Annotated in this window: 18 protein-coding genes; 11 read left to right on the forward strand and 7 right to left on the reverse strand. The window is 70.8% G+C overall.

Features of this window, described 5'->3' with window-relative positions; genetic code table 11:
• Positions 1 to 40 precede the first annotated feature (40 nt).
• On the reverse strand, positions 41 to 2206 hold the full coding sequence (gene glgX, locus QQS16_RS04420) for a glycogen debranching protein GlgX (protein WP_286060290.1): 2166 nt from the start codon (positions 2204 to 2206) through the stop codon (positions 41 to 43).
• On the reverse strand, positions 2203 to 2715 hold the full coding sequence (locus QQS16_RS04425; RefSeq protein ID WP_286060291.1) for a pep a2: 513 nt from the start codon (positions 2713 to 2715) through the stop codon (positions 2203 to 2205). Before QQS16_RS04425 ends, glgX begins: the two co-directional genes overlap by 4 nt.
• A 294-nt stretch (positions 2716 to 3009) precedes the next feature.
• Between QQS16_RS04425 and QQS16_RS04430 the strand changes: the two genes are divergently transcribed.
• From QQS16_RS04430 to QQS16_RS04455, 6 genes are all read left to right on the forward strand, one after another.
• Positions 3010 to 3309, forward strand: a complete 300-nt coding sequence (locus QQS16_RS04430; RefSeq protein WP_286060292.1) for a DUF5133 domain-containing protein — start codon at positions 3010 to 3012, stop codon at positions 3307 to 3309.
• Between the two features lie 75 nt (positions 3310 to 3384).
• Positions 3385 to 5382, forward strand: a complete 1998-nt coding sequence (locus QQS16_RS04435) for an alpha-1,4-glucan--maltose-1-phosphate maltosyltransferase (RefSeq protein ID WP_286060293.1) — start codon at positions 3385 to 3387, stop codon at positions 5380 to 5382.
• On the forward strand, positions 5379 to 7097 hold the full coding sequence (gene treS / locus QQS16_RS04440) for a maltose alpha-D-glucosyltransferase (RefSeq protein ID WP_286060294.1): 1719 nt from the start codon (positions 5379 to 5381) through the stop codon (positions 7095 to 7097). Before QQS16_RS04435 ends, treS begins: the two co-directional genes overlap by 4 nt.
• A gap of 28 nt (positions 7098 to 7125) precedes the next feature.
• A complete protein-coding gene (locus QQS16_RS04445) occupies positions 7126 to 8487 on the forward strand; it encodes a maltokinase N-terminal cap-like domain-containing protein (protein WP_286060295.1) in 1362 nt (453 codons plus the stop codon).
• 3 nt (positions 8488 to 8490) lie between these two features.
• Positions 8491 to 10698 (forward strand): 1,4-alpha-glucan branching enzyme, encoded by a 2208-nt coding sequence (glgB, locus tag QQS16_RS04450; RefSeq protein WP_286060296.1) that lies wholly within the window; start codon positions 8491 to 8493, stop codon positions 10696 to 10698.
• Between the two features lie 111 nt (positions 10699 to 10809).
• Positions 10810 to 11898 (forward strand): glutamate--cysteine ligase 2, encoded by a 1089-nt coding sequence (locus QQS16_RS04455; RefSeq protein ID WP_286060297.1) that lies wholly within the window; start codon positions 10810 to 10812, stop codon positions 11896 to 11898.
• A gap of 29 nt (positions 11899 to 11927) precedes the next feature.
• Here the strand turns inward: QQS16_RS04455 and QQS16_RS04460 are convergent, their stop codons facing one another.
• A complete protein-coding gene (locus QQS16_RS04460; protein ID WP_286060298.1) occupies positions 11928 to 12161 on the reverse strand; it encodes a DUF6480 family protein in 234 nt (77 codons plus the stop codon).
• Positions 12162 to 12309: 148 nt separating this feature from the next.
• Between QQS16_RS04460 and QQS16_RS04465 the strand changes: the two genes are divergently transcribed.
• Positions 12310 to 14214, forward strand: coding sequence for an AMP-dependent synthetase/ligase (locus QQS16_RS04465; RefSeq protein ID WP_286060299.1), 1905 nt, complete (start codon positions 12310 to 12312; stop codon positions 14212 to 14214).
• A gap of 152 nt (positions 14215 to 14366) precedes the next feature.
• Here the strand turns inward: QQS16_RS04465 and QQS16_RS04470 are convergent, their stop codons facing one another.
• Entirely contained in the window at positions 14367 to 14654 is a 288-nt protein-coding gene (locus tag QQS16_RS04470; RefSeq protein WP_286060300.1) for a DUF4190 domain-containing protein, read from the reverse strand.
• A gap of 182 nt (positions 14655 to 14836) precedes the next feature.
• Here QQS16_RS04470 and QQS16_RS04475 point away from each other — a divergent pair, with 182 nt between their 5' ends.
• From QQS16_RS04475 to QQS16_RS04485, 3 genes are all read left to right on the forward strand, one after another.
• Positions 14837 to 15007: a hypothetical protein gene (locus tag QQS16_RS04475; RefSeq protein ID WP_286060301.1), complete on the forward strand. Its 171-nt coding sequence runs from the start codon at positions 14837 to 14839 to the stop codon at positions 15005 to 15007.
• Complete coding sequence (locus QQS16_RS04480) at positions 15004 to 15276, forward strand: DUF4190 domain-containing protein (RefSeq protein WP_286060302.1); 273 nt, start codon at positions 15004 to 15006, stop codon at positions 15274 to 15276. The genes QQS16_RS04475 and QQS16_RS04480 overlap by 4 nt, the downstream gene beginning before the upstream one ends.
• A gap of 110 nt (positions 15277 to 15386) precedes the next feature.
• Entirely contained in the window at positions 15387 to 15815 is a 429-nt protein-coding gene (locus tag QQS16_RS04485) for a hypothetical protein (protein WP_286060303.1), read from the forward strand.
• Between the two features lie 74 nt (positions 15816 to 15889).
• Here the strand turns inward: QQS16_RS04485 and QQS16_RS04490 are convergent, their stop codons facing one another.
• Entirely contained in the window at positions 15890 to 16066 is a 177-nt protein-coding gene (locus QQS16_RS04490) for a hypothetical protein (RefSeq protein ID WP_286066568.1), read from the reverse strand.
• A gap of 237 nt (positions 16067 to 16303) precedes the next feature.
• Between QQS16_RS04490 and QQS16_RS04495 the strand changes: the two genes are divergently transcribed.
• Positions 16304 to 16738, forward strand: a complete 435-nt coding sequence (locus QQS16_RS04495; RefSeq protein WP_286060304.1) for an ATP-binding protein — start codon at positions 16304 to 16306, stop codon at positions 16736 to 16738.
• 15 nt (positions 16739 to 16753) lie between these two features.
• Here the strand turns inward: QQS16_RS04495 and QQS16_RS04500 are convergent, their stop codons facing one another.
• Positions 16754 to 17191, reverse strand: a complete 438-nt coding sequence (locus QQS16_RS04500) for an ATP-binding protein (RefSeq protein ID WP_286060305.1) — start codon at positions 17189 to 17191, stop codon at positions 16754 to 16756.
• A gap of 339 nt (positions 17192 to 17530) precedes the next feature.
• Positions 17531 to 17905: a PRC-barrel domain containing protein gene (locus tag QQS16_RS04505; RefSeq protein ID WP_286060306.1), complete on the reverse strand. Its 375-nt coding sequence runs from the start codon at positions 17903 to 17905 to the stop codon at positions 17531 to 17533.
• Positions 17906 to 18205: the final 300 nt, after the last annotated feature.

An 18205-nucleotide genomic window follows, 5' to 3' on the forward strand; every position in this document is an offset into this window, starting at 1 on the left:
CGGACCCGCGGCGCCCCGCGCCCCGGGTCACTGCCCGCGTCTACCGGCGTGCGCCACCGCGGTCCTGCCGGGCGGTGCGCGAGGGCCTCGACAGCAGCACCAGGCTGCGTGCCTCGACGGTCACCCGCGCGTCCGCCTTGTGCTCGGACTCGTCGGCGCCCTGCGGTTCGGCGGTGTCGATCAGGGTCGTCCAGCGTTCGCCGTAGGTGACGTCCGGCAGCCGGAAGTCCACCGGTTCCCAGTAGCCGTTGAACAGCAGCAGGAACGAGTCGTCGACGACCGGCCGGCCGCACGGGTCGGGTTCGGCGATCGCGTCGCCGTTGAGGAAGACGCCGACCGAGTGGGCGTCGGAGCGCTGCCAGTCCTCGTCCGTCATCTCGCGCGCGTCCGGCAGCAGCCAGACCAGGTCGGGCAGCGGCTGGCCCGCGTGGGTGACGGTCTCGCCGCGGAAGAAGCGGCGCCGGCGCAGCACGGGATGGGCGGCGCGCAGGCCGATGAGGCGGCGGGTGAAGTCGGCGAGGCCGCGCTGCCGGCCGGTCAGCCGCCAGTCGATCCAGGAGACGTCGTTGTCCTGGCAGTAGGCGTTGTTGTTGCCGCGCTGGGTGCGGCCCAGTTCGTCGCCGTGGCTGAGCATCGGGATGCCCTGCGAGAGCAGCAGCGTGGCCAGAAAGTTGCGCTGCTGGCGGGCGCGCATCTCCAGGACGGCCGGGTCGTCGCTCTCGCCCTCGGTCCCGCAGTTCCAGGACCGGTTGACGCTCTCGCCGTCCCGGTTGCCCTCGCCGTTGGCCTCGTTGTGCTTGTCGTTGTAGGAGACCAGGTCGCGCAGGGTGAACCCGTCGTGCGCGGTCACGAAGTTGACGCTGGCGCGCGGGCTTCGCCTGCTGTGCTGGTAGAGGTCCGCGGAACCGGTCAGCCGGGAGGCGAACTCGCCGAGCGTGTGCGGCTGGCCGCGCCAGAAGTCCCGCACGCAGTCGCGGTACTTGCCGTTCCACTCCGACCACAGGGGCGGGAAGTTGCCCACCTGGTAGCCGCCCTCTCCCACGTCCCACGGCTCGGCGATCAGTTTGACGCGGCTGATCACCGGGTCCTGCTGGATCAGGTCGAAGAACGCCGAGAGCCGGTCCACCTCGTGGAACTGCCGGGCGAGGGTGGCCGCGAGGTCGAAGCGGAAGCCGTCGACGTGCATTTCGGTGACCCAGTACCGCAGCGAGTCCATGATCAGCTGGAGCACGTACGGGTGCCGCATCAGCAGGCTGTTGCCGGTGCCGGTGGTGTCGTAGTAGTGCCCCCAGTCGCCGTCCACCAGGCGGTAGTAGGAGGCGTTGTCGATGCCGCGGAAGGAGAGCGTGGGGCCCTTCTCGTTGCCCTCGGCGGTGTGGTTGTAGACGACGTCCAGGATCACCTCGAGCCCGGCCGCGTGCAGCGCCTTCACCATCGCCTTGAACTCGGTGACCTGCTGGCCGCGGGTGCCGTGGGCGGCGTAGGCGTTGTGCGGCGCGAAGAAGCCGATGGTGTTGTAGCCCCAGTAGTTGGACAGGCCGCGGTCGGTGAGCACGCCGTCCTGCACGAACTGGTGGACCGGCATCAGCTCGATCGCGGTCACGCCGAGCTTGGTCAGGTGCTCGACGACCGCCGGGTGCGCGAGACCGGCGTAGGTGCCGCGCAGCTCGGGCGGGACGTCGGGGTGGGTGCGGGTGAGTCCGCGGACGTGGGCCTCGTAGATCACACTGTCGGCGTACGGCCGTCCGAGCGGCTGGTCGTCGCCCCAGTCGAAGGCCGGGTCGGTGACCACGCCGAGCATCGTGTGTCCGGCGCTGTCGGACCGGGAGGGGCCGTCCGCCGCGCGCTCGAAGAGGGAGGCGTGGTTGTCGATCTGTCCGTCCACCGCCGTGGCGTACGGGTCGAGGAGGAGCTTGGCGGGGTTGCACCGATGGCCCAGCGACGGCTGCCAGGGGCCGTGCACCCGGTAGCCGTACCGCTGCCCCGGTCCGATCCCGGGCAGATAGCCGTGCCACACGAAGCCGTCGGCCTCGGTCAGCGGGACGCTCGTGTGAGTGCCGTGGTCGTCGACGAGGATCAGTTCGACCCGTTCGGCGACCTCGCTGAACAGCGCGAAGTTGGTGCCGTTCCCGTCGTGCGCGGCGCCCAATGGATAGGGGTGCCCGCTGCACGCGGACACCCCTTTCCGGCGCGGGCTCGCGGTCACCGGGCGTCCTCCAGGACGCCGGCGGACGTGCTCTCGGGTCCGGCCAGGGCCGCGACGCGCACCTCGCGCGGCACTTGGAGCACCTCGCGCAGGTCGGGCCAGGGTGCCGTGGGCACCAGCGGGACGCGTTCGCCGGCGCGGGCGCGCTGGGAGAACCAGATGACCTTGCTGCCGGTGTCGGTGGCACAGCAGCCCCAGCCGTCGCTCATCGCGGCGATGTGCTCCAGAGCGCCGCGCAGGTCCTGGTCCGGACGCAGGTCGCAGTCGTTCTCCCCGACGGCGGTGATGAGGTGCTGGCCGTTCCACCACATCTCGATGGACGCGTTCTTGTCGGTGGCGTGTTCGTCGATGGCCTTCAGCAGCATCTCGGTGCCGCGGCAGACGGGCTCGACCAGGGTCTCCAGGTCCCAGTACCGGAGATGGGCGGCCAGGATGCGCCTGACCTGTCCCACCCGTTCCGGGCCGACCTCCACGTCGAGGTGGTAGTAGCAAGGCACTGCGGTGTTCATCGTCGTTGGCTCCTCACCGGCGAAGCTTTCTCCTCGCCCCTGCGGGACATCGGCCCCGAACACGAAGCGTGAGCACTGATCGCTTCTGAGTCACCTCAAGAGTGGGTGGCCTAGCCCATTCGTGCAACACGAGCGCACACCTGAGGTAGTTGAAGAGCCAACAGGACGCTCGGTCACCCGGCATGCACCATGTGTGAAGACCTCGATGCCCGTAACGGATCCGTGCGTGTCCGCGCGGCAGCCGCCCGACGGTCGGGGAGACGTGCCATCGAGCCCGGGAAGGTGAACGGCACCATGCTGCTACCGGCCAAAGCCGAAGTGGCCCGGCACCTGCGGCGGTACCGGGCGTGGGAACGCATGATGCTCGCCGCCCCCGCCGATCGCCGGATCCGGTCCACCTTCGAGGACTCGGGCCACACGCTCTGCGCACTGATGGGCAAGCGGTGCGCGCGCGAGGCGGCGGACGCCGCCGAGCGCTATCTGCGGAGCACCCCGGGCACCTACCTCCAGCAGGAACGCGGCCGGCCCGGTCCGCGGGCCGTGCCCAGACGGGGCCCGCCGACGTCGGATCGGCGGTCCCCCGCGGGGAGGTAACCACCTTCCGGCGCAGCTTCGTTTCCCGGCCGGGCGACACGTCCGGACCAGTCGAGCACGGCGGAGGTGTTTCCCATGAGTTCGATCCCGACCATCGGCCGTATCCCCGTCCGGGACGTCAGGCCGGCCGTGGACGGCGGCCGCCGTCCGGCGAAGGCGGTCACCGGCGAGACGTTCCAGGTCACCGCGACTGTGTTCCGCGAGGGCCATGACGCGGTCGCCGCCAACGTCGTCCTGACGGATCCCGAGGGCCGGCACGGCCCGTGGACGCCGATGCGGGAACTGAGCCCCGGTTCCGACCGCTGGGGCGCCGAGGTGACCCCGGACGTCGAGGGCCAGTGGACCTACCGCGTCGAGGCGTGGAGCGATCCGCTGGCCACCTGGCGCCGCACCGCCCGCATAAAGGTTCCCGCGGGGATCGACACCGGGCTGGTGCTGGAGGAGGGCGCCGACCTCCACGAGCGCGCGGCGGCCGGAGTGCCGCAGGGGCCGGAACAGGCGGCGGTGCTGGCCGCCGTGGAGATCCTGCGCGACGACTCCCTGCCGGTCGCGACCCGGCTGGCGGCGGCGTTGACGCCGGAGGTGGACGCGGTGCTGGCCCGGTATCCGCTGCGGGAGCTGGTGACGGCGTCGGAGTCGCTGCCGCTGCTGGTGGAGCGGGAGCGGGCCCTGTTCGGGTCCTGGTACGAGTTCTTCCCCCGCTCCGAGGGCACTCCCGAGCGGCCGCACGGCACGTTCCGCACCGCCGCCCGCCGGCTGCCGGAGATCGCCCGGATGGGCTTCGACGTCGTGTACCTGCCGCCCATCCACCCCATCGGCCACACCTTCCGCAAGGGCCCCAACAACACCCTGTCGGCCGGCCCCGACGACGTGGGCGTGCCCTGGGCGATCGGCTCCTCCGAGGGCGGCCACGACGCCGTCCACCCCGACCTGGGCACCCTGGAGGACTTCGACTGGTTCGTGGGCCGGGCGCGGGAGCTGGGCCTGGAGATCGCGCTGGACTTCGCGTTGCAGTGCTCCCCGGACCACCCCTGGGTGCACAAGCACCCGGAGTGGTTCCACCACCGTCCCGACGGGACGATCGCGTACGCGGAGAACCCGCCCAAGAAGTACCAGGACATCTACCCGATCGCGTTCGACGCGGACATGGACGGCCTGATCGCCGAGACGCTGCGGGTGCTGCGGCACTGGATGGACCACGGGGTGCGGATCTTCCGGGTCGACAACCCGCACACCAAACCGGTCGTGTTCTGGGAGCGGGTGATCGACGGCATCAACCGCACCGACCCCGACGTGATCTTCCTGGCCGAGGCGTTCACCCGGCCCGCGATGATGCACACGCTGGCCCAGATCGGTTTCCAGCAGTCGTACACGTACTTCACCTGGCGTACCGGCAAGGAGGAACTGACCGAGTACCTCAGCGAGCTGTCGGGGGAGGCCGCCTCCTACATGCGGCCCAACTTCTTCCCCAACACGCCCGACATCCTGCACGCCTACCTCCAGCACGGCGGCCGGCCCGCCTTCGAGGTGCGGGCCGTGCTCGCCGCGACCCTCTCCCCCACCTGGGGCGTCTACAGCGGCTACGAACTGTGCGAGAACACCCCCGTGCGCGACGGCAGCGAGGAGTACCTCGACTCCGAGAAATACCAGCTCAAGCCCCGTGACTGGGAAGCCGCCGACCGCGAGGGACGCAGCATCACCCCCCTGATCACCCGGCTCAACACCATCCGGCGGCGCCACCCCGCGCTCCGGCAGCTCAGGAACATCGACTTCCACCACGCCGACAACGGCGCCGTCATGGCGTACAGCAAGCAAGCGGGTGAGAACACGGTTCTGGTGGTCGTCAATCTCGATCCGCACCACGCCCAGGAGGCCACCGTCTCGTTGGACATGCCACGGCTCGGCCTGGAATGGCACGAGTCCGTGTCCATGCACGACGAACTGGCGGGTGAGACCTATCGCTGGAGCAGGAACAACTATGTGCGACTGGAGCCCGGTCGGGCGCCCGCGCACGTGTTCCACGTCCGGCGGTCGGCCGCCTCGCCGCAGAACGGAGGGTCACCAGCGTCATGACCGTCAACGAGCCCGTCCCCGACACCTTCGAGGACACCCCCGTCAAAGACCGGGATCCGGAGTGGTTCAAACGCGCCGTCTTCTACGAGGTCCTCGTCCGCTCCTTCCAGGACAGCAACGGCGACGGCGTGGGCGACCTCAAAGGCCTCACGGCCAAACTCGACTACTTGCAGTGGCTCGGTGTCGACTGCCTGTGGCTGCCGCCCTTCTTCAAGTCGCCGTTGCGTGACGGCGGCTACGACGTCTCGGACTACACCGCGGTGCTGCCCGAGTTCGGCGACCTCGCCGACTTCGTGGAGTTCGTGGACGCCGCCCACCAGCGCGGCATGCGCGTGATCATCGACTTCGTGATGAACCACACCAGCGACCAGCACCCGTGGTTCCAGGAGTCCCGCAACAACCCCGACGGCCCCTACGGCGACTACTACATGTGGGCCGACGACGACCAGCAGTACCAGGACGCGCGGATCATCTTCGTCGACACCGAGGCCTCCAACTGGACCTTCGACCCCGTCCGCCAGCAGTACTTCTTCCACCGCTTCTTCTCCCACCAGCCGGACCTCAACTACGAGAACCCGGCCGTGCAGGAGGAGATCCTGGCGGCCCTCCGCTTCTGGCTGGACCTCGGCATCGACGGCTTCCGCCTCGACGCCGTGCCCTACCTGTACGCGCAGGAGGGCACCAACTGCGAGAACCTCCCGGCCACCCACCTGTTCCTGAAGCGCGTCCGCAGCGAGATCGACGCGATGTACCCGGACACGGTGCTGCTGGCGGAGGCCAACCAGTGGCCGGAGGACGTCGTCGACTACTTCGGCGACTACGCGAGCGGCGGCGACGAATGCCACATGGCGTTCCACTTCCCGGTCATGCCCCGCATCTTCATGGCCGTCCGCAGGGAATCCAGGTACCCGGTCTCGGAAATCCTGGCCAAGACCCCGGCCATCCCCTCCAGCTGCCAGTGGGGCATCTTCCTGCGCAACCACGACGAGCTGACCCTGGAGATGGTCACCGACGAGGAACGCGACTACATGTGGGCGGAGTACGCCAAGGACCCCCGCATGCGCGCCAACATCGGCATCCGCCGGCGCCTCGCACCCCTGCTGGACAACGACCGCGACACGATCGAGCTGTTCACCGCCCTGCTGCTGTCCCTGCCCGGCTCGCCGATCCTGTACTACGGCGACGAGATCGGCATGGGCGACAACATCTGGCTCGGTGACCGCGACGCCGTCCGCACCCCCATGCAGTGGACCCCCGACCGCAACGCCGGCTTCTCCTCCTGCGACCCCGGCCGGCTCTACCTCCCCACGATCATGGACCCGGTCTACGGCCATCAGGTCACCAACGTCGAGGCGTCCATGGCCTCCCCGTCCTCGCTGCTGCACTGGACCCGCCGCATGATCGAGATCCGCAAGCAGAACCACGCCTTCGGTCTCGGCTCCTACACGGAGCTTCAGTCCTCCAACCCCGCGGTGCTGGCCTTCCTGCGGGAGTACGAGGACGACCTGGTCCTGTGCGTGAACAACTTCGCCCGGTTCGCGCAGCCGACGGAACTCGATCTGCGGGAGTTCGCCGGTCGTCATCCGGTCGAGCTGTTCGGCGGGGTCCGCTTCCCCGCCATCGGTGAACTGCCGTATCTGCTGACCCTCGGCGGCCACGGTTTCTACTGGTTCCGGCTCTCCCGCGTGGCATCCCGCATCGGTCGACGACTTTGAGCGTGTGCCGACGAAAGGACGCGTCACCATGCCGAAGACCGCATTCCTCCGTGCCAGACGCTCGGTCGTCGCCGACCCGATGCTCTCGTTCGGTGATCTGCTGCGCGACTGGCTGCCCCGGCAGCGCTGGTTCGCGGGCAAGGACCGGCCTGTCACAGAGCTGGGTCTGCTGTCGATGACCGAACTGTTCCCGGGCTGTCTGCACCTGCTGGTGCAGACCGGTCCCGCCCCGGTGCCGGCCCCGGGCGGCGGCACGCCGGCCGGTGACTGCTACCAGCTGCTGCTCGGCGTACGGAAGCATCTGTCGCCGCGCCTGGGCCGCGCGCTCATCGGCCGGGCGGAACGCGGGCCGTTCGCGGGCATGACGGTGTACGACGCCCTGCACGACCCCCGGTCGGCGCAGCTGCTCCTGGAACGGCTGCGGCACCAGGGTTCGGCCGGTCCGCTGCGCTTCGAGGGTGACGCGTCCGTGCCCGTGCCGGCCGGGCTGCCGCCGCGGCTGCTGGACGCCGAGCAGTCCAACTCCTCGCTGGTGTACGGCGACGAGTTCATCCTGAAGCTCTTCCGCCGCGTCCAGCCGGGGATCAACCCCGACCTGGAGGTACCGGGCGCGCTGGCCGGGCAGGGCTGCCGCCGTGTTCCCGCCCCGGTGGCCTGGTTCCGGACCACGCAGCCGCAGGAGGCGACGCTGGGCGTGCTCCAGCCGTACCTGCGGGACGCCGCCGACGGCTGGGCGCTGGCGCTGCGCGCCCTCGCCACCGGGGACGACTTCACCCAGCACTCCTGGGAGCTGGGGCGGGCCATGGCGGAGGTGCACCTCGCGCTGGCCTCGGCGTTCCCCTCCGGCACCCATGACGAGAGCAGCCGTACGGCGGCGGCGATGACCGAGCGGCTGGACGCCGCCGCGCACTGCGTGCCCGCCCTCAAGCCGTTCGTGCCCGGTCTGCGGGGCGCCTTCGGCGCACTCGTCGCCTGCGATCCCGGACCCCCCGCCCAGCGCATCCACGGTGACCTGCACCTGGGACAGGTGCTGCGGGCGGGACGCGAGTGGTTCGTCATCGACTTCGAGGGCGAGCCGTCCCGCCCGCTCGCCGAGCGGCGCAGCACCCAGTCCCCGCTGCGGGACATCGCCGGCATGCTGCGCTCCTTCGACTACGCGGCCCGGCAGCGCCGCCCGTGGCGTCCTGAGTGGGCGCGCCGCTGCCGGGAGGCGTTCTGCGCGGGCTACGCGGCCCGCGCCGGATGGGATCCACGCAAGAAGCACGGCCTGCTCCGTGCCTATGAGACGGACCGGGCGGTCTACGAGGTCCTCTACGAGGCCAGGCACCGCCCCGACTGGCTTCCCGTACCCATGGCGGCGATCGAGCGTCTCGCCGTGAGAGGAGACTGACCCGTGGCCCTGCGCGACGACACCTCGCTGCCCGAGCCGTCCGGACCCACCCCGCCCGGAACGGCCCCGCCTCTGGACCCCGCCGACCGCGGACGCCTGCTGTCGGGCGCCCACCACGACCCGCACGCCCTGCTGGGCGCCCACCCGGTCCCGGGCGGGATCGCCTTCCGGGCGCTGCGCCCGTTCGCCCGCTCGGTGAGCGTCGTGGTCGACGGCGCGCGCACCCGCCTCGCCTCCGAGGGCGAGGGCCTCTTCTCCGGCGTCCTGCCGCTCGACGCGATCCCCGCGTACACGCTGCTGGTGGTGTACGCGGACGGCGAGCAGGAGACGCACGACCCGTACCGCTTCCTGCCCGCCCTCGGCGAGACCGACCTCCACCTCATCCGTGAGGGCCGGCACGAGCAGCTGTGGAAGGCGCTGGGCGCGGAGCCGATGACGCACCAGGGCGTGCGCGGCACCCGGTTCACGGTGTGGGCGCCGAACGCGCGGGGCGTGCGGGTGGCCGGCGACTTCACCTTCTGGGACGGGCAGGCGTTCCCGATGCGGTCCCTGGGGGCGTCCGGGGTGTGGGAGCTGTTCCTGCCGGGCATCGGGGAGGGCACGCGGTACAAGTTCGAGATCACCTCCCGTCACGGCGGCCGGTTCCTCAAGGCCGACCCGATGGCCCGCCGCTCCGAGGTGCCGCCCGACACGGCGTCCGTCGTGACCTCCTCGCGGTACGAGTGGGGCGACGAGGAGTGGATGGCCCGGCGCGGGGACGTGCCGGTGCACCGGGCGCCCTTCTCGGTGTACGAGGTCCACCTGCCGTCCTGGCGCCCGGGGCTGACGTACCGGCAGCTGGCCGAGGAACTCCCCGCCTACGTCAAGGACCTCGGCTTCACCCATGTCGAGCTGATGCCGGTCGCGCAGCACCCCTTCAGCGGTTCCTGGGGCTACCAGGTCACCGGCTTCTACGCGCCGATGGCCCAGCTCGGCACACCGGACGACTTCAAGCACCTGGTCGACGCCCTGCACCGGGCCGACATCGGCGTGATCATGGACTGGGTCCCGGCGCACTTCCCGAAGGACGACTGGGCGCTGGCCCGCTTCGACGGGGACCCGCTGTACGAGCCGGGGGACGACCGGCGGGCCGAGCATCCGGACTGGGGCACCTACGAGTTCGACTTCGGGCGGGTCGAGGTGCGCAACTTCCTCGTCGCCAACGCCGTGTACTGGTGCGAGGAGTTCCACATCGACGGCCTGCGGGTGGACGCCGTCGCCTCCATGCTCTACCTCGACTACTCGCGCGAATCGGGGCAGTGGACGCCGAACGTGTTCGGGGGCCGTGAGGACCTGGCCGCGAAGGCGTTCCTCCAGGAGATGAACGCGACCGTGTACCGGCGGGCACCGGGCGTGGTGACCATCGCCGAGGAGTCCACGGCGTGGGACGGCGTGACCCGGCCCACCGACAGCGGCGGTCTGGGCTTCGGGCTGAAGTGGAACATGGGCTGGATGCACGACTCGCTGGAGTACATCAGCCATGAGCCCGTCCACCGCAAGTACCACCACAACGAGATGACCTTCTCGATGGTGTACGCCTACAGCGAGAACTTCGTGCTGCCCGTCTCGCACGACGAGGTCGTCCACGGCAAGCAGGCCCTCGTGTCGAAGATGCCGGGCGACTGGTGGCAGCAGCGCGCCAACCACCGGGCCTACCTGGGCTTCATGTGGGCCCACCCCGGCAAGCAACTCCTCTTCATGGGCCAGGAGTTCGCCCAGGGAGCCGAGTGGTCCGAACCGGACGGTCCCGACTGGTGGCTGCTGGACCCGGAGTACGGGGCCGAGGCCGACCACCGGGGCGTGCGCGACCTGGTCCGCGACCTCAACACCGTCTACCGGCACACGCCGGCGCTGTGGCAGCGCGACACCGACCCCGGCGGCTTCCGGTGGGTGGTCGGCGACGCGGCCGAGGACAACGTCTTCGCGTTCCTGCGCTACGACGCCGAGGGCTCCCCGCTCCTCGCCGTCTCCAACTTCTCCCCCGTCGTCCGCCACGACTACCGGATCGGCGTCCCGGACGACGTCGTCGCCTGGTACGAGGCCCTCAACACCGACGCCGCGCGGTACGGCGGCGGTGATGTCACGCACCCCGGTCCGCTGAAGCCGGAGGACGGGGCCCTGCGCCTGACGCTGCCGCCGCTGGCGACGGTCTGGCTGACGCCACGCCCCTGATGAGGTCCGTGCGGCGGCAGCAGGTGTCCGAACGGCCCCGAGGGGGCAGTCGGGGTCGTACGACCGAGGATTCCTCGTCGCCGCCAAGGGCCACAGAAAGGGCTGCATCACGTGCGCACCGTCGGAGTGGAGGAGGAACTCCTCCTGGTTGATCCGGAGACGGGCGAGCCGCAGGCACTGTCCGCCGCGGTGCTCGCCCGCGCCGCGCGGGACGACGCCGATCAGGACGTCTTCGAAAAAGAACTGCACAACCAGATGCTGGAGTTCGCGACGCATCCGCAGTCGGGCATGGAGGAGCTGCACGCGGAGATCGTCCGCTGCCGCAAGGATGCCGCCCGGCACGCCGAGGAGAGCGGCTGCGCCGTCGCCGCGCTGGCCACCTCACCGCTGCCGGTCAGCCCGTCCGTCGCCGCGGGGCGCCGTTACCAGTGGATGGCGGACCAGTACGGGATCGCCACCCAGGAACAACTCGTCATGGGCTGCCATGTACACGTTTCCGTGGAGTCCGACGAGGAGGGCGTCGCCGTCATCGACCGGATCCAGCCCTGGCTGTCGGTGCTGTCCGCGCTGAGCGCCAACTCCCCCTTCTGGCAGGGCAAGGACACCAGCTACAGCAGCTACCGCAGCCGGGTGTGGCAGCGGTGGCCGTCGGCCGGCGCGACCGAGCCGTTCCGTTCGGCCGAGCGCTACCACCGCAGGGTCGCGGACATGGTGGCCACCGGGGTGCTCCTCGACGAGGGGATGATCTACTTCGACGCCCGGCTGTCCCGGCAGTACCCGACGGTGGAGATCCGGGTGTCCGACGTCTGCCTGCGGGCCGACACCGCCGTGCTCATCGCCACGCTCACCCGCGGCCTCGTCGAGACCGCCGCGCGTGAGTGGCGGGAGGGCGTGGAGCCGGCCGGGCACAGCGTGAGCCTGCAGCGGCTGGCGTCCTGGCGGGCCGCCCGCTGGGGCCTCACCGAGGAACTGCTGCACCCCGCGACCATGCGGCGCATGCCCGCCGAGACGGTGGTGCGGGCGCTGCTGGAGCACGTGGAGGACGCCCTCGCCGACAGCGGCGACCTGGACCGCGCCCGCGAGACCTGTGACGTGCTGCTGCGCGGCGGCAGCGGCGATCAGGTGCAGCGCGCACTGATGGAGCGGACCGGCAGCCTGCGCGACGTGGTCACCGCGTGCGTGCGCCACACGCAGGAGTAGGACCGCTTCCCGCCCGCCCCGGTGCTCTCCTACAGGATCAGCACCAGGGCGTACGCCAGGAAGAACGCCGCGATGACGACGGCCAGGACGAGGATCACGGCCAGCGGTGCCTTGGCCCAGCCCTTGGGGGGATTGTGTGTCTCCCGCGGGCCCGCCTCGGACATGCTGCTCTCGGCCGGCGGGGTCTCGCCCGGCGGTACACCGCCGCCCGGTTCCAGACCGGTGGTGCGCTCGGGCTCGGGATCAGGGTTCGGGTGGTTCATGCCCCCCGGGTTCCCCGACCCGCCGAGATCATCGGCGCCGGCCAGTTGTCCGTTCCCGGCACTCCGCGCGGTCGCCTCGGCTAGATTCGAGCACCGCAGATAACCGTGCTCATCGGCGGAGTCACAGCCCGTACACGTCAGGATCAGCATGCGCGACGTCGCCCCTCCTCCCCCGGCCGCCCGACCGTCGACCGGCGGGCTGGCCGACAGCGTCTTCGACATGGCGGCCCTCGATCCCACCCGCCCGATGCTCGCCCGCCGCCCCGACGCCGCCTCCTCGGCCTGGGAGGAGGTGACCGCGGTGGAACTGCGGGACGAGGTGGTGGACCTGGCCAAGGGGCTGATCGCGTCCGGGATCACGCCGGGCCACCGCGTGGCCATCATGGCGCGCACCCGGTACGAGTGGACGGTCGTCTGCTACGCCCTGTGGGCGGTGGGCGCGGAGGTCGTCCCGATCTACCCGACCTCAGCGCGCGAGCAGGTGGAGTGGATCCTCCGGGACGCCGGGTGCGTGGCCGTCGTGGTCGAGGACGAGCAGTCGGTGATGACGGTGGGCTCGGTGTGCGCGTCCCTGCCCCTGCTGCGGCACGTCTGGCAGCTGGACGCGGGGGCCCTGGGGGACCTGGCGGCGCGGGGCACGTACATCCCCCAGGCCACCGTCGACTCGCTGCGCCGCATCGTGCTGCCGGACGCCACCGCGGCCGTCGCCTACACCTCCGGCACGGCGGGCCGGCCCCTCGGCTGCGCGCTGAGCCACCGCGGTCTGGCGAACCCCTGCGACACCCTGCTGGCCGGCTGGGGGCACACCGTCGCGCCGCCCGGGGAACAGGGTTCCGTGCTGGCCTTCCTGCCGTTCTCCCACGTGTACGGCCTCATGATCCAGGGCCTGTGCGTGCGCGGCGGGCTGCTCATGGCGCACGAGCCCGACCTGAGCGAGGAGGCGCTGGCCTCGGCGCTGCGGTCCTTCCGGCCCACGTACTTCTACGCGGTCCCGTCGATGTTCGAGAAGATGTACAAGAACTTCCTGCGCACGGCCCAGCAGAGCGGCCGGGGCGCGCTGTTCGAGCGGGCGGCCGAGACCGCGCGGGACTTCGCCGCGGCCTGCGAGCGGCAGCGGCTCGGCGAGGGGCCGGGCCCCGGTTTCGACCTGCGGCTCCAGCACGCCCTGTACGAGCGGACGGTGTACCGCAAGCTGCGCGGCGCGCTCGGCGGCAGGGCCCGCCGCGCCACCTCCGGCGGCTCGCCCCTGAACCGGGACCTCTCGCTCTTCTACGAGGGCATCGGCCTCTACGTCCACGACGGCTACGGGCTGACCGAGACCAGTGGCGGGATCACGATGCAGCCGCTGGGCCGGGAGAAGTCCGGGACCGTCGGACAGGCCCTGCCGGGCACGGACATCCGGGTGGCCGCCGACGGGGAGATCCTGGTGCGCGGGCCGTCGGTGTTCCAGGGCTACGTGGGCGACGAGCCGGCGTCACGGGCCGCGCTGCACGGCGGCTGGCTGGCCACCGGGGACCTGGGGCGGCTGGATTCCCAGGGCTATCTGACGATCACGGGCCGCAAGAAGGACATCATCATCACCAGCAGCGGCAAGAGCGTCGCCCCGGCGTCGCTGGAGCACCGGCTGCGGATGCACCCGCTCATCCACCAGGCGGTCGTCGTGGGCGACAACCGGCCCTGCGTGGGAGCGCTGATCACGCTGGACCCGGACTTCCTCGCGCACTGGCGGGCGGCCCTGGCGGTGCAGAGCGACACGCCGAGCCGGGAGGCGCGGGAGGAGAACGCGCTGCGGGAGGAGATCACGCGGGCCGTGGCGGCGGCCAACAGCACGGTGTCCCGGTCGGAGTCCATCCGGGTGTTCCGGGTGCTGCCGGAGCCGTTCGACCTGGCCAGCGGGTTACTTACGCCTTCGATGAAGCTGCGCCGCGACCTCATCGTGCGCACCTACGCGCTGGAGATCGACGCGATGTACCAGGCCCGCTCCCGCCCCGGCCGCACCCGCGTGCCGGACGAGTCGGCGGCCTGGGACGAGGCGGACAACGTCTTCGGGTGAGCGTCGCCGCGGCCGGGACGGGCGGGGCAGGACGACGATGGGTCCACCGCTCACGGCGCACGACGACGGGCAGATGCCCGGGACAGGACGAAGGGCGTACGCGGGGTGACCCGCGTACGCCCTTTCCGGTTCCCCGGATACGCGGTCCCGGATCAGCCGCCGATGTACCAGGTACCGCCGCCGCCGGACGCGGCCATCGCCAGCAGTACGGCGAAGATGACCAGATCGATGATGCCGAGAATGACGCCGGCCTTGGCCATTCCCGCCCCGCCCTTGGCCGATGCCTGACGCATTCCCACCGCGCCCAGCACGATCGCGATCGGGCCGAGAATCACATTGAAGAAGATCAGTCCGATGATTCCGCAGATGAGGCTCGCGATGGCCAGACCGTTGGTGCGTGACCTGGAGGACGCGGCAGGGGAACTGCCGTAACTCGTCATCACATTCTCCCGGTGTCGGCTTCTTGGATTGATGTGCGAGTGCCCTCCAACAAGCCCTTCATACCGGAGAGTTGGCGTGACGCGGAGGCGTGATCTCCGCCGCGCTGGAAACCTGTACCGGCATGATTCCGAAATTGCCAATTCCGTTTGTTGTCGGCGTGGTTCGAAGCGGGAGGTGAACGGTGCTTTTTCTGGTCGTGGCACTCGTCCTCCTGGCCTTCGTCCTCGGCTCCGTGGCCTATCTGCCGTTGCCCGTCACCCTGGTCGTCAGTGCGGTGATCGCCGTGTGGCTGGCCGTCTTCGCCGTGCGTGAACGCCGGCGGCGGACGCGTACGGAAGGGGCCGGCACATGAGGCTGACCGCAGCGCCCCGGCAGAAGGCGGGCAGGCGGGACACCGAGGGCATGGCCGTCGCGTCCTTCGTTCTCGGCCTGGTCGGACTGGTCGTACTGAACGTGGTCCTCGGGCCCATCGCGATCGTGCTGGCGGTGCTCGCCCTGCGCAGGGACACCCCCCGCCGCTTCCGGGCCCTGCTCGGGCTGGGGCTCGGCATCGCGGACCTGGTGCTCCTCGCCGTCCTCGTGACCGTCAACGGCGGCGTGGCCTGGACGACGTTCGGCTGAGCGGTGAGGTTCGGCCGGGCAGTGACGTTCGACACACTCGGGTTTACCCGCGCCGGTTCGTCGCAGACGCGGCTGAGAAGCCCGCGCCGACCCACGGGGAGCCGCCGTCCATGCTCAACCACCGTCGTTCCAGAGCCGTCTGCTCCGCCGGAGCGCTTCTCACCGGCCTCGGCGCCGCCTGGTGCGCCGGCGGCCCGCACGGGAGGGCGGCGACGGGCCTGGCGCTCGTCACGCTCGGCCTCGGCACAGTGGCCCTGCGTGCCGCGCGGGCCCACGCCCAGCTGGTGCGGGCCCATGGGCTCGCCAGGCACCTCGCGCTGGGCGCGGCACCGCGGCGGCCGGCGCCCGAGCCCTGCTGCGACTTCTGGCTGCTCCGCGGTGAAACCGGCCACCTCCCCGACTGCCTGCACGCGGACGGACCGGCCGCCGAAGTGGCGCGGGGGTGGCGGGAACTGCACGCCGCGTGCTGTCTGCGCGGCTGGGAGTCACGCGGAGCCGTACACGATCTCGACGCGTGTGTGTCCACGACGGCCGCATAGCCCGGACCCCGGCGGTACGTGCGCAACCCTGCTGATTCCGGGTTCCGTACGACCGCCGGGGTCCGGGCCGTGCGTCAGCGCCTGCGGCTCCCCAGGGAACTGCCCACACCCGCGAGGTGCAGGGCCAGCACCATCAACCCGATGAGCATGACGTTCGTCGACGTGAAGACGTCGTTGGTCGAGATCTCGGCGGCGTTGATCAGAAACGCGATGAAAAACAGTACTGCCGCTGCTATGGCGAGCACGGTCACCCTCCGTTCGTAGTACCTAGGAGATCCCTAGGACATCCCTCTGCCCCGGATCCGCGACGTCAGGCAGTACGGCGGCATCTCGGTGGATCCGGGCCGGTCGCGGGCTCCGGGCGGGTGGCGGACTCCGGGCTGATCGCGCCGCCGCGCGCGTAGGCTCCGTCTGCCTGGGAACTAACAAACGGTGGGGGCGCAAGAGAAGGGACTACAGCCCTGCTGACGCCGGGCGGGGAAGGCGAGATGGCAACCGAGCCGCATAGGGACGACACACTGACTTCCAAGGAGATCCCGAGCCGCAGCACCCGATTCTCGGGCGAGCTGCGCAACGTGACGGGTGCGCGCCTGGAAGCGGAGAAATTCCTCACAGACCTGGCACGCACCTCTCCACCGGCCGCGCCGGAGTACTGGGACGACATACTCCTGGTGGTCACGGAACTGGCCGCCAACGCGGTCCAGTACGCACCGGGTCCTTTCGAACTGAGCATGCGCCGGACTTTCGACGGCGTGCACGTCGTCATGCAGGACACGAACACCACACCACCGGCGCCCCGCCCCTTCCACCCCAACCACGGCGGGGGCGGCATCGGCTGGCACCTGATCCACACGCTGTGCGACCAGGTCAGCGTCGTCACCAGTGAGCACGGCAAGGAGATCCACGTCTTCCTGCCGTGGTGAGCGCGGCCGGCCCGGTCAGCCGGACACGTCCCGCAGGGGCACGAAGACCCGGATCGTCTTGCCGCCCCCGGCCCGCCTGTCGATGGCGATGTCCCGGGCGAGACGGATGATCAGAGGCCAGCCGTAACCGCTGCCGTGGTGGTCGGCGGGCAGCGCACCGGATCCGTAGGCGACGTCGGGGACCACGTCACTGTGGTCGTGAACGGCCAGCCGGACGCCGTCGGGCGTGGGCTCGACATCGAACCCCGCCAGCCCCGCGCCGTGCCGGATGGCGTTCGTGACCAGTTCCGAGACGACGAGTGTCAGGTCGACCACGTCGTCCTCCCGCAGCATCCGGCCCTGCGCGTCCCACCGTTCGCGCACCACCGACTGGGCGTGCGCGCGGGCCGCGGCCGCCGTCCTGACCGTGGGCGCCGTACGGGTCGCGTCCGAGGGGCGGTCCGCCGCCCTCACGGCCCCGTCACTGCCCGGGGCGCCTCCGTCACGGACTCGACGTCATCGGCCAGGACGAAGAACCCCGCCGTTCCTGTCACCACAACCAGCCTTCCCCACGTTCTCGATGCCCCGTCCGCCGCCGTCCGCGACGACCCGCGCCCGGTGCGGACGGACCGCGTGCCCCGTACGGGCCGGCGCAATCCGCTCGGTTCGCCCGCTCCAGGATCCGCCGGCACCGGAGGTCCGACGGCGCCCGGTGCGTCGGCGGGGTCTCGTGACGGCGCCCCCGTCCCACGCGTTCGCGGCCGCCCCTCTTACGGGCCGGTGCGCTCCGTCACCGTCCCCCGCCCGTCCAGGTCAGGTGGCGGCCGTCGTCTCACGTGGCGGGAGCCGATGATAATAGTCACCGACACTCGTGAGATACGCCTCGTCCATGGTTTCACTGTCCGTCCGGAACCGGGGCGCCGCCTTCACCTCGCCCCGCGTGCAGGACAGCGTGATCCTCCGGTCCGCGGTGTCGACACCGGTCACGACGCCGACCGGCACCAGGACGCTCCGGCCGAAGACCCACACGCCCGTGTCGACGACCAGGTGGCGCATGCCGAACGGGTCGGCCTGCCGGTCCACGTGGCCGATGGTGCCGTCGGTCGCTGCCACGGTGTACCCCGTGAGCTCCTGTCCCTCCGCATGACCGCTGTCCGGTGCGTACGACCAGATCCCGTCGATGGCCACAGCGCTCCTTCCTCCCCGAGCCGTAGTCGACCTGCCCACGGACGGCAGTCGTGCCCGCCCGCTCCACAGCAGCGATTACCCTCCCGCAGCGTTCGCATTCTGCGCGGTACGCCCCGACCAAGGCATGAGCACGGGAACGGAAGGGAAACCTTGCCCAGTACCCAGGGTCCGCGCGGATATGCGCGTCCCGGCGCGTGGTTCTGGTCCGGAAGCACAAGATGGCACGACGCTTTGTCCCCCGCTCGTCGGGTGGGTTAGCCTGCGGCGTATTTCTCATCAAGCAGATCCGTGAACTGCGGA

Origin of the sequence: Streptomyces sp. ALI-76-A (assembly GCF_030287445.1) — a bacterium.
In the GTDB taxonomy this organism is placed as follows: Bacteria; Actinomycetota; Actinomycetes; order Streptomycetales; family Streptomycetaceae; genus Streptomyces.

What these genes read in the sequence shown, in the direction of transcription:
- QQS16_RS04425 (WP_286060291.1), bottom strand. Translation starts at nt 2,715, where the DNA reads ATGAACACCGCAGTGCCTTGCTACTACCACCTCGACGTGGAGGTCGGC.
- QQS16_RS04430 (WP_286060292.1), top strand. Translation starts at nt 3,010, where the DNA reads ATGCTGCTACCGGCCAAAGCCGAAGTGGCCCGGCACCTGCGGCGGTAC.
- QQS16_RS04435 (WP_286060293.1), top strand. Translation starts at nt 3,385, where the DNA reads ATGAGTTCGATCCCGACCATCGGCCGTATCCCCGTCCGGGACGTCAGG.
- treS (WP_286060294.1), top strand. Translation starts at nt 5,379, where the DNA reads ATGACCGTCAACGAGCCCGTCCCCGACACCTTCGAGGACACCCCCGTC.
- QQS16_RS04445 (WP_286060295.1), top strand. Translation starts at nt 7,126, where the DNA reads ATGCCGAAGACCGCATTCCTCCGTGCCAGACGCTCGGTCGTCGCCGAC.
- QQS16_RS04460 (WP_286060298.1), bottom strand. Translation starts at nt 12,161, where the DNA reads ATGAACCACCCGAACCCTGATCCCGAGCCCGAGCGCACCACCGGTCTG.
- QQS16_RS04465 (WP_286060299.1), top strand. Translation starts at nt 12,310, where the DNA reads ATGCGCGACGTCGCCCCTCCTCCCCCGGCCGCCCGACCGTCGACCGGC.
- QQS16_RS04470 (WP_286060300.1), bottom strand. Translation starts at nt 14,654, where the DNA reads ATGACGAGTTACGGCAGTTCCCCTGCCGCGTCCTCCAGGTCACGCACC.
- QQS16_RS04480 (WP_286060302.1), top strand. Translation starts at nt 15,004, where the DNA reads ATGAGGCTGACCGCAGCGCCCCGGCAGAAGGCGGGCAGGCGGGACACC.
- QQS16_RS04485 (WP_286060303.1), top strand. Translation starts at nt 15,387, where the DNA reads ATGCTCAACCACCGTCGTTCCAGAGCCGTCTGCTCCGCCGGAGCGCTT.
- QQS16_RS04495 (WP_286060304.1), top strand. Translation starts at nt 16,304, where the DNA reads ATGGCAACCGAGCCGCATAGGGACGACACACTGACTTCCAAGGAGATC.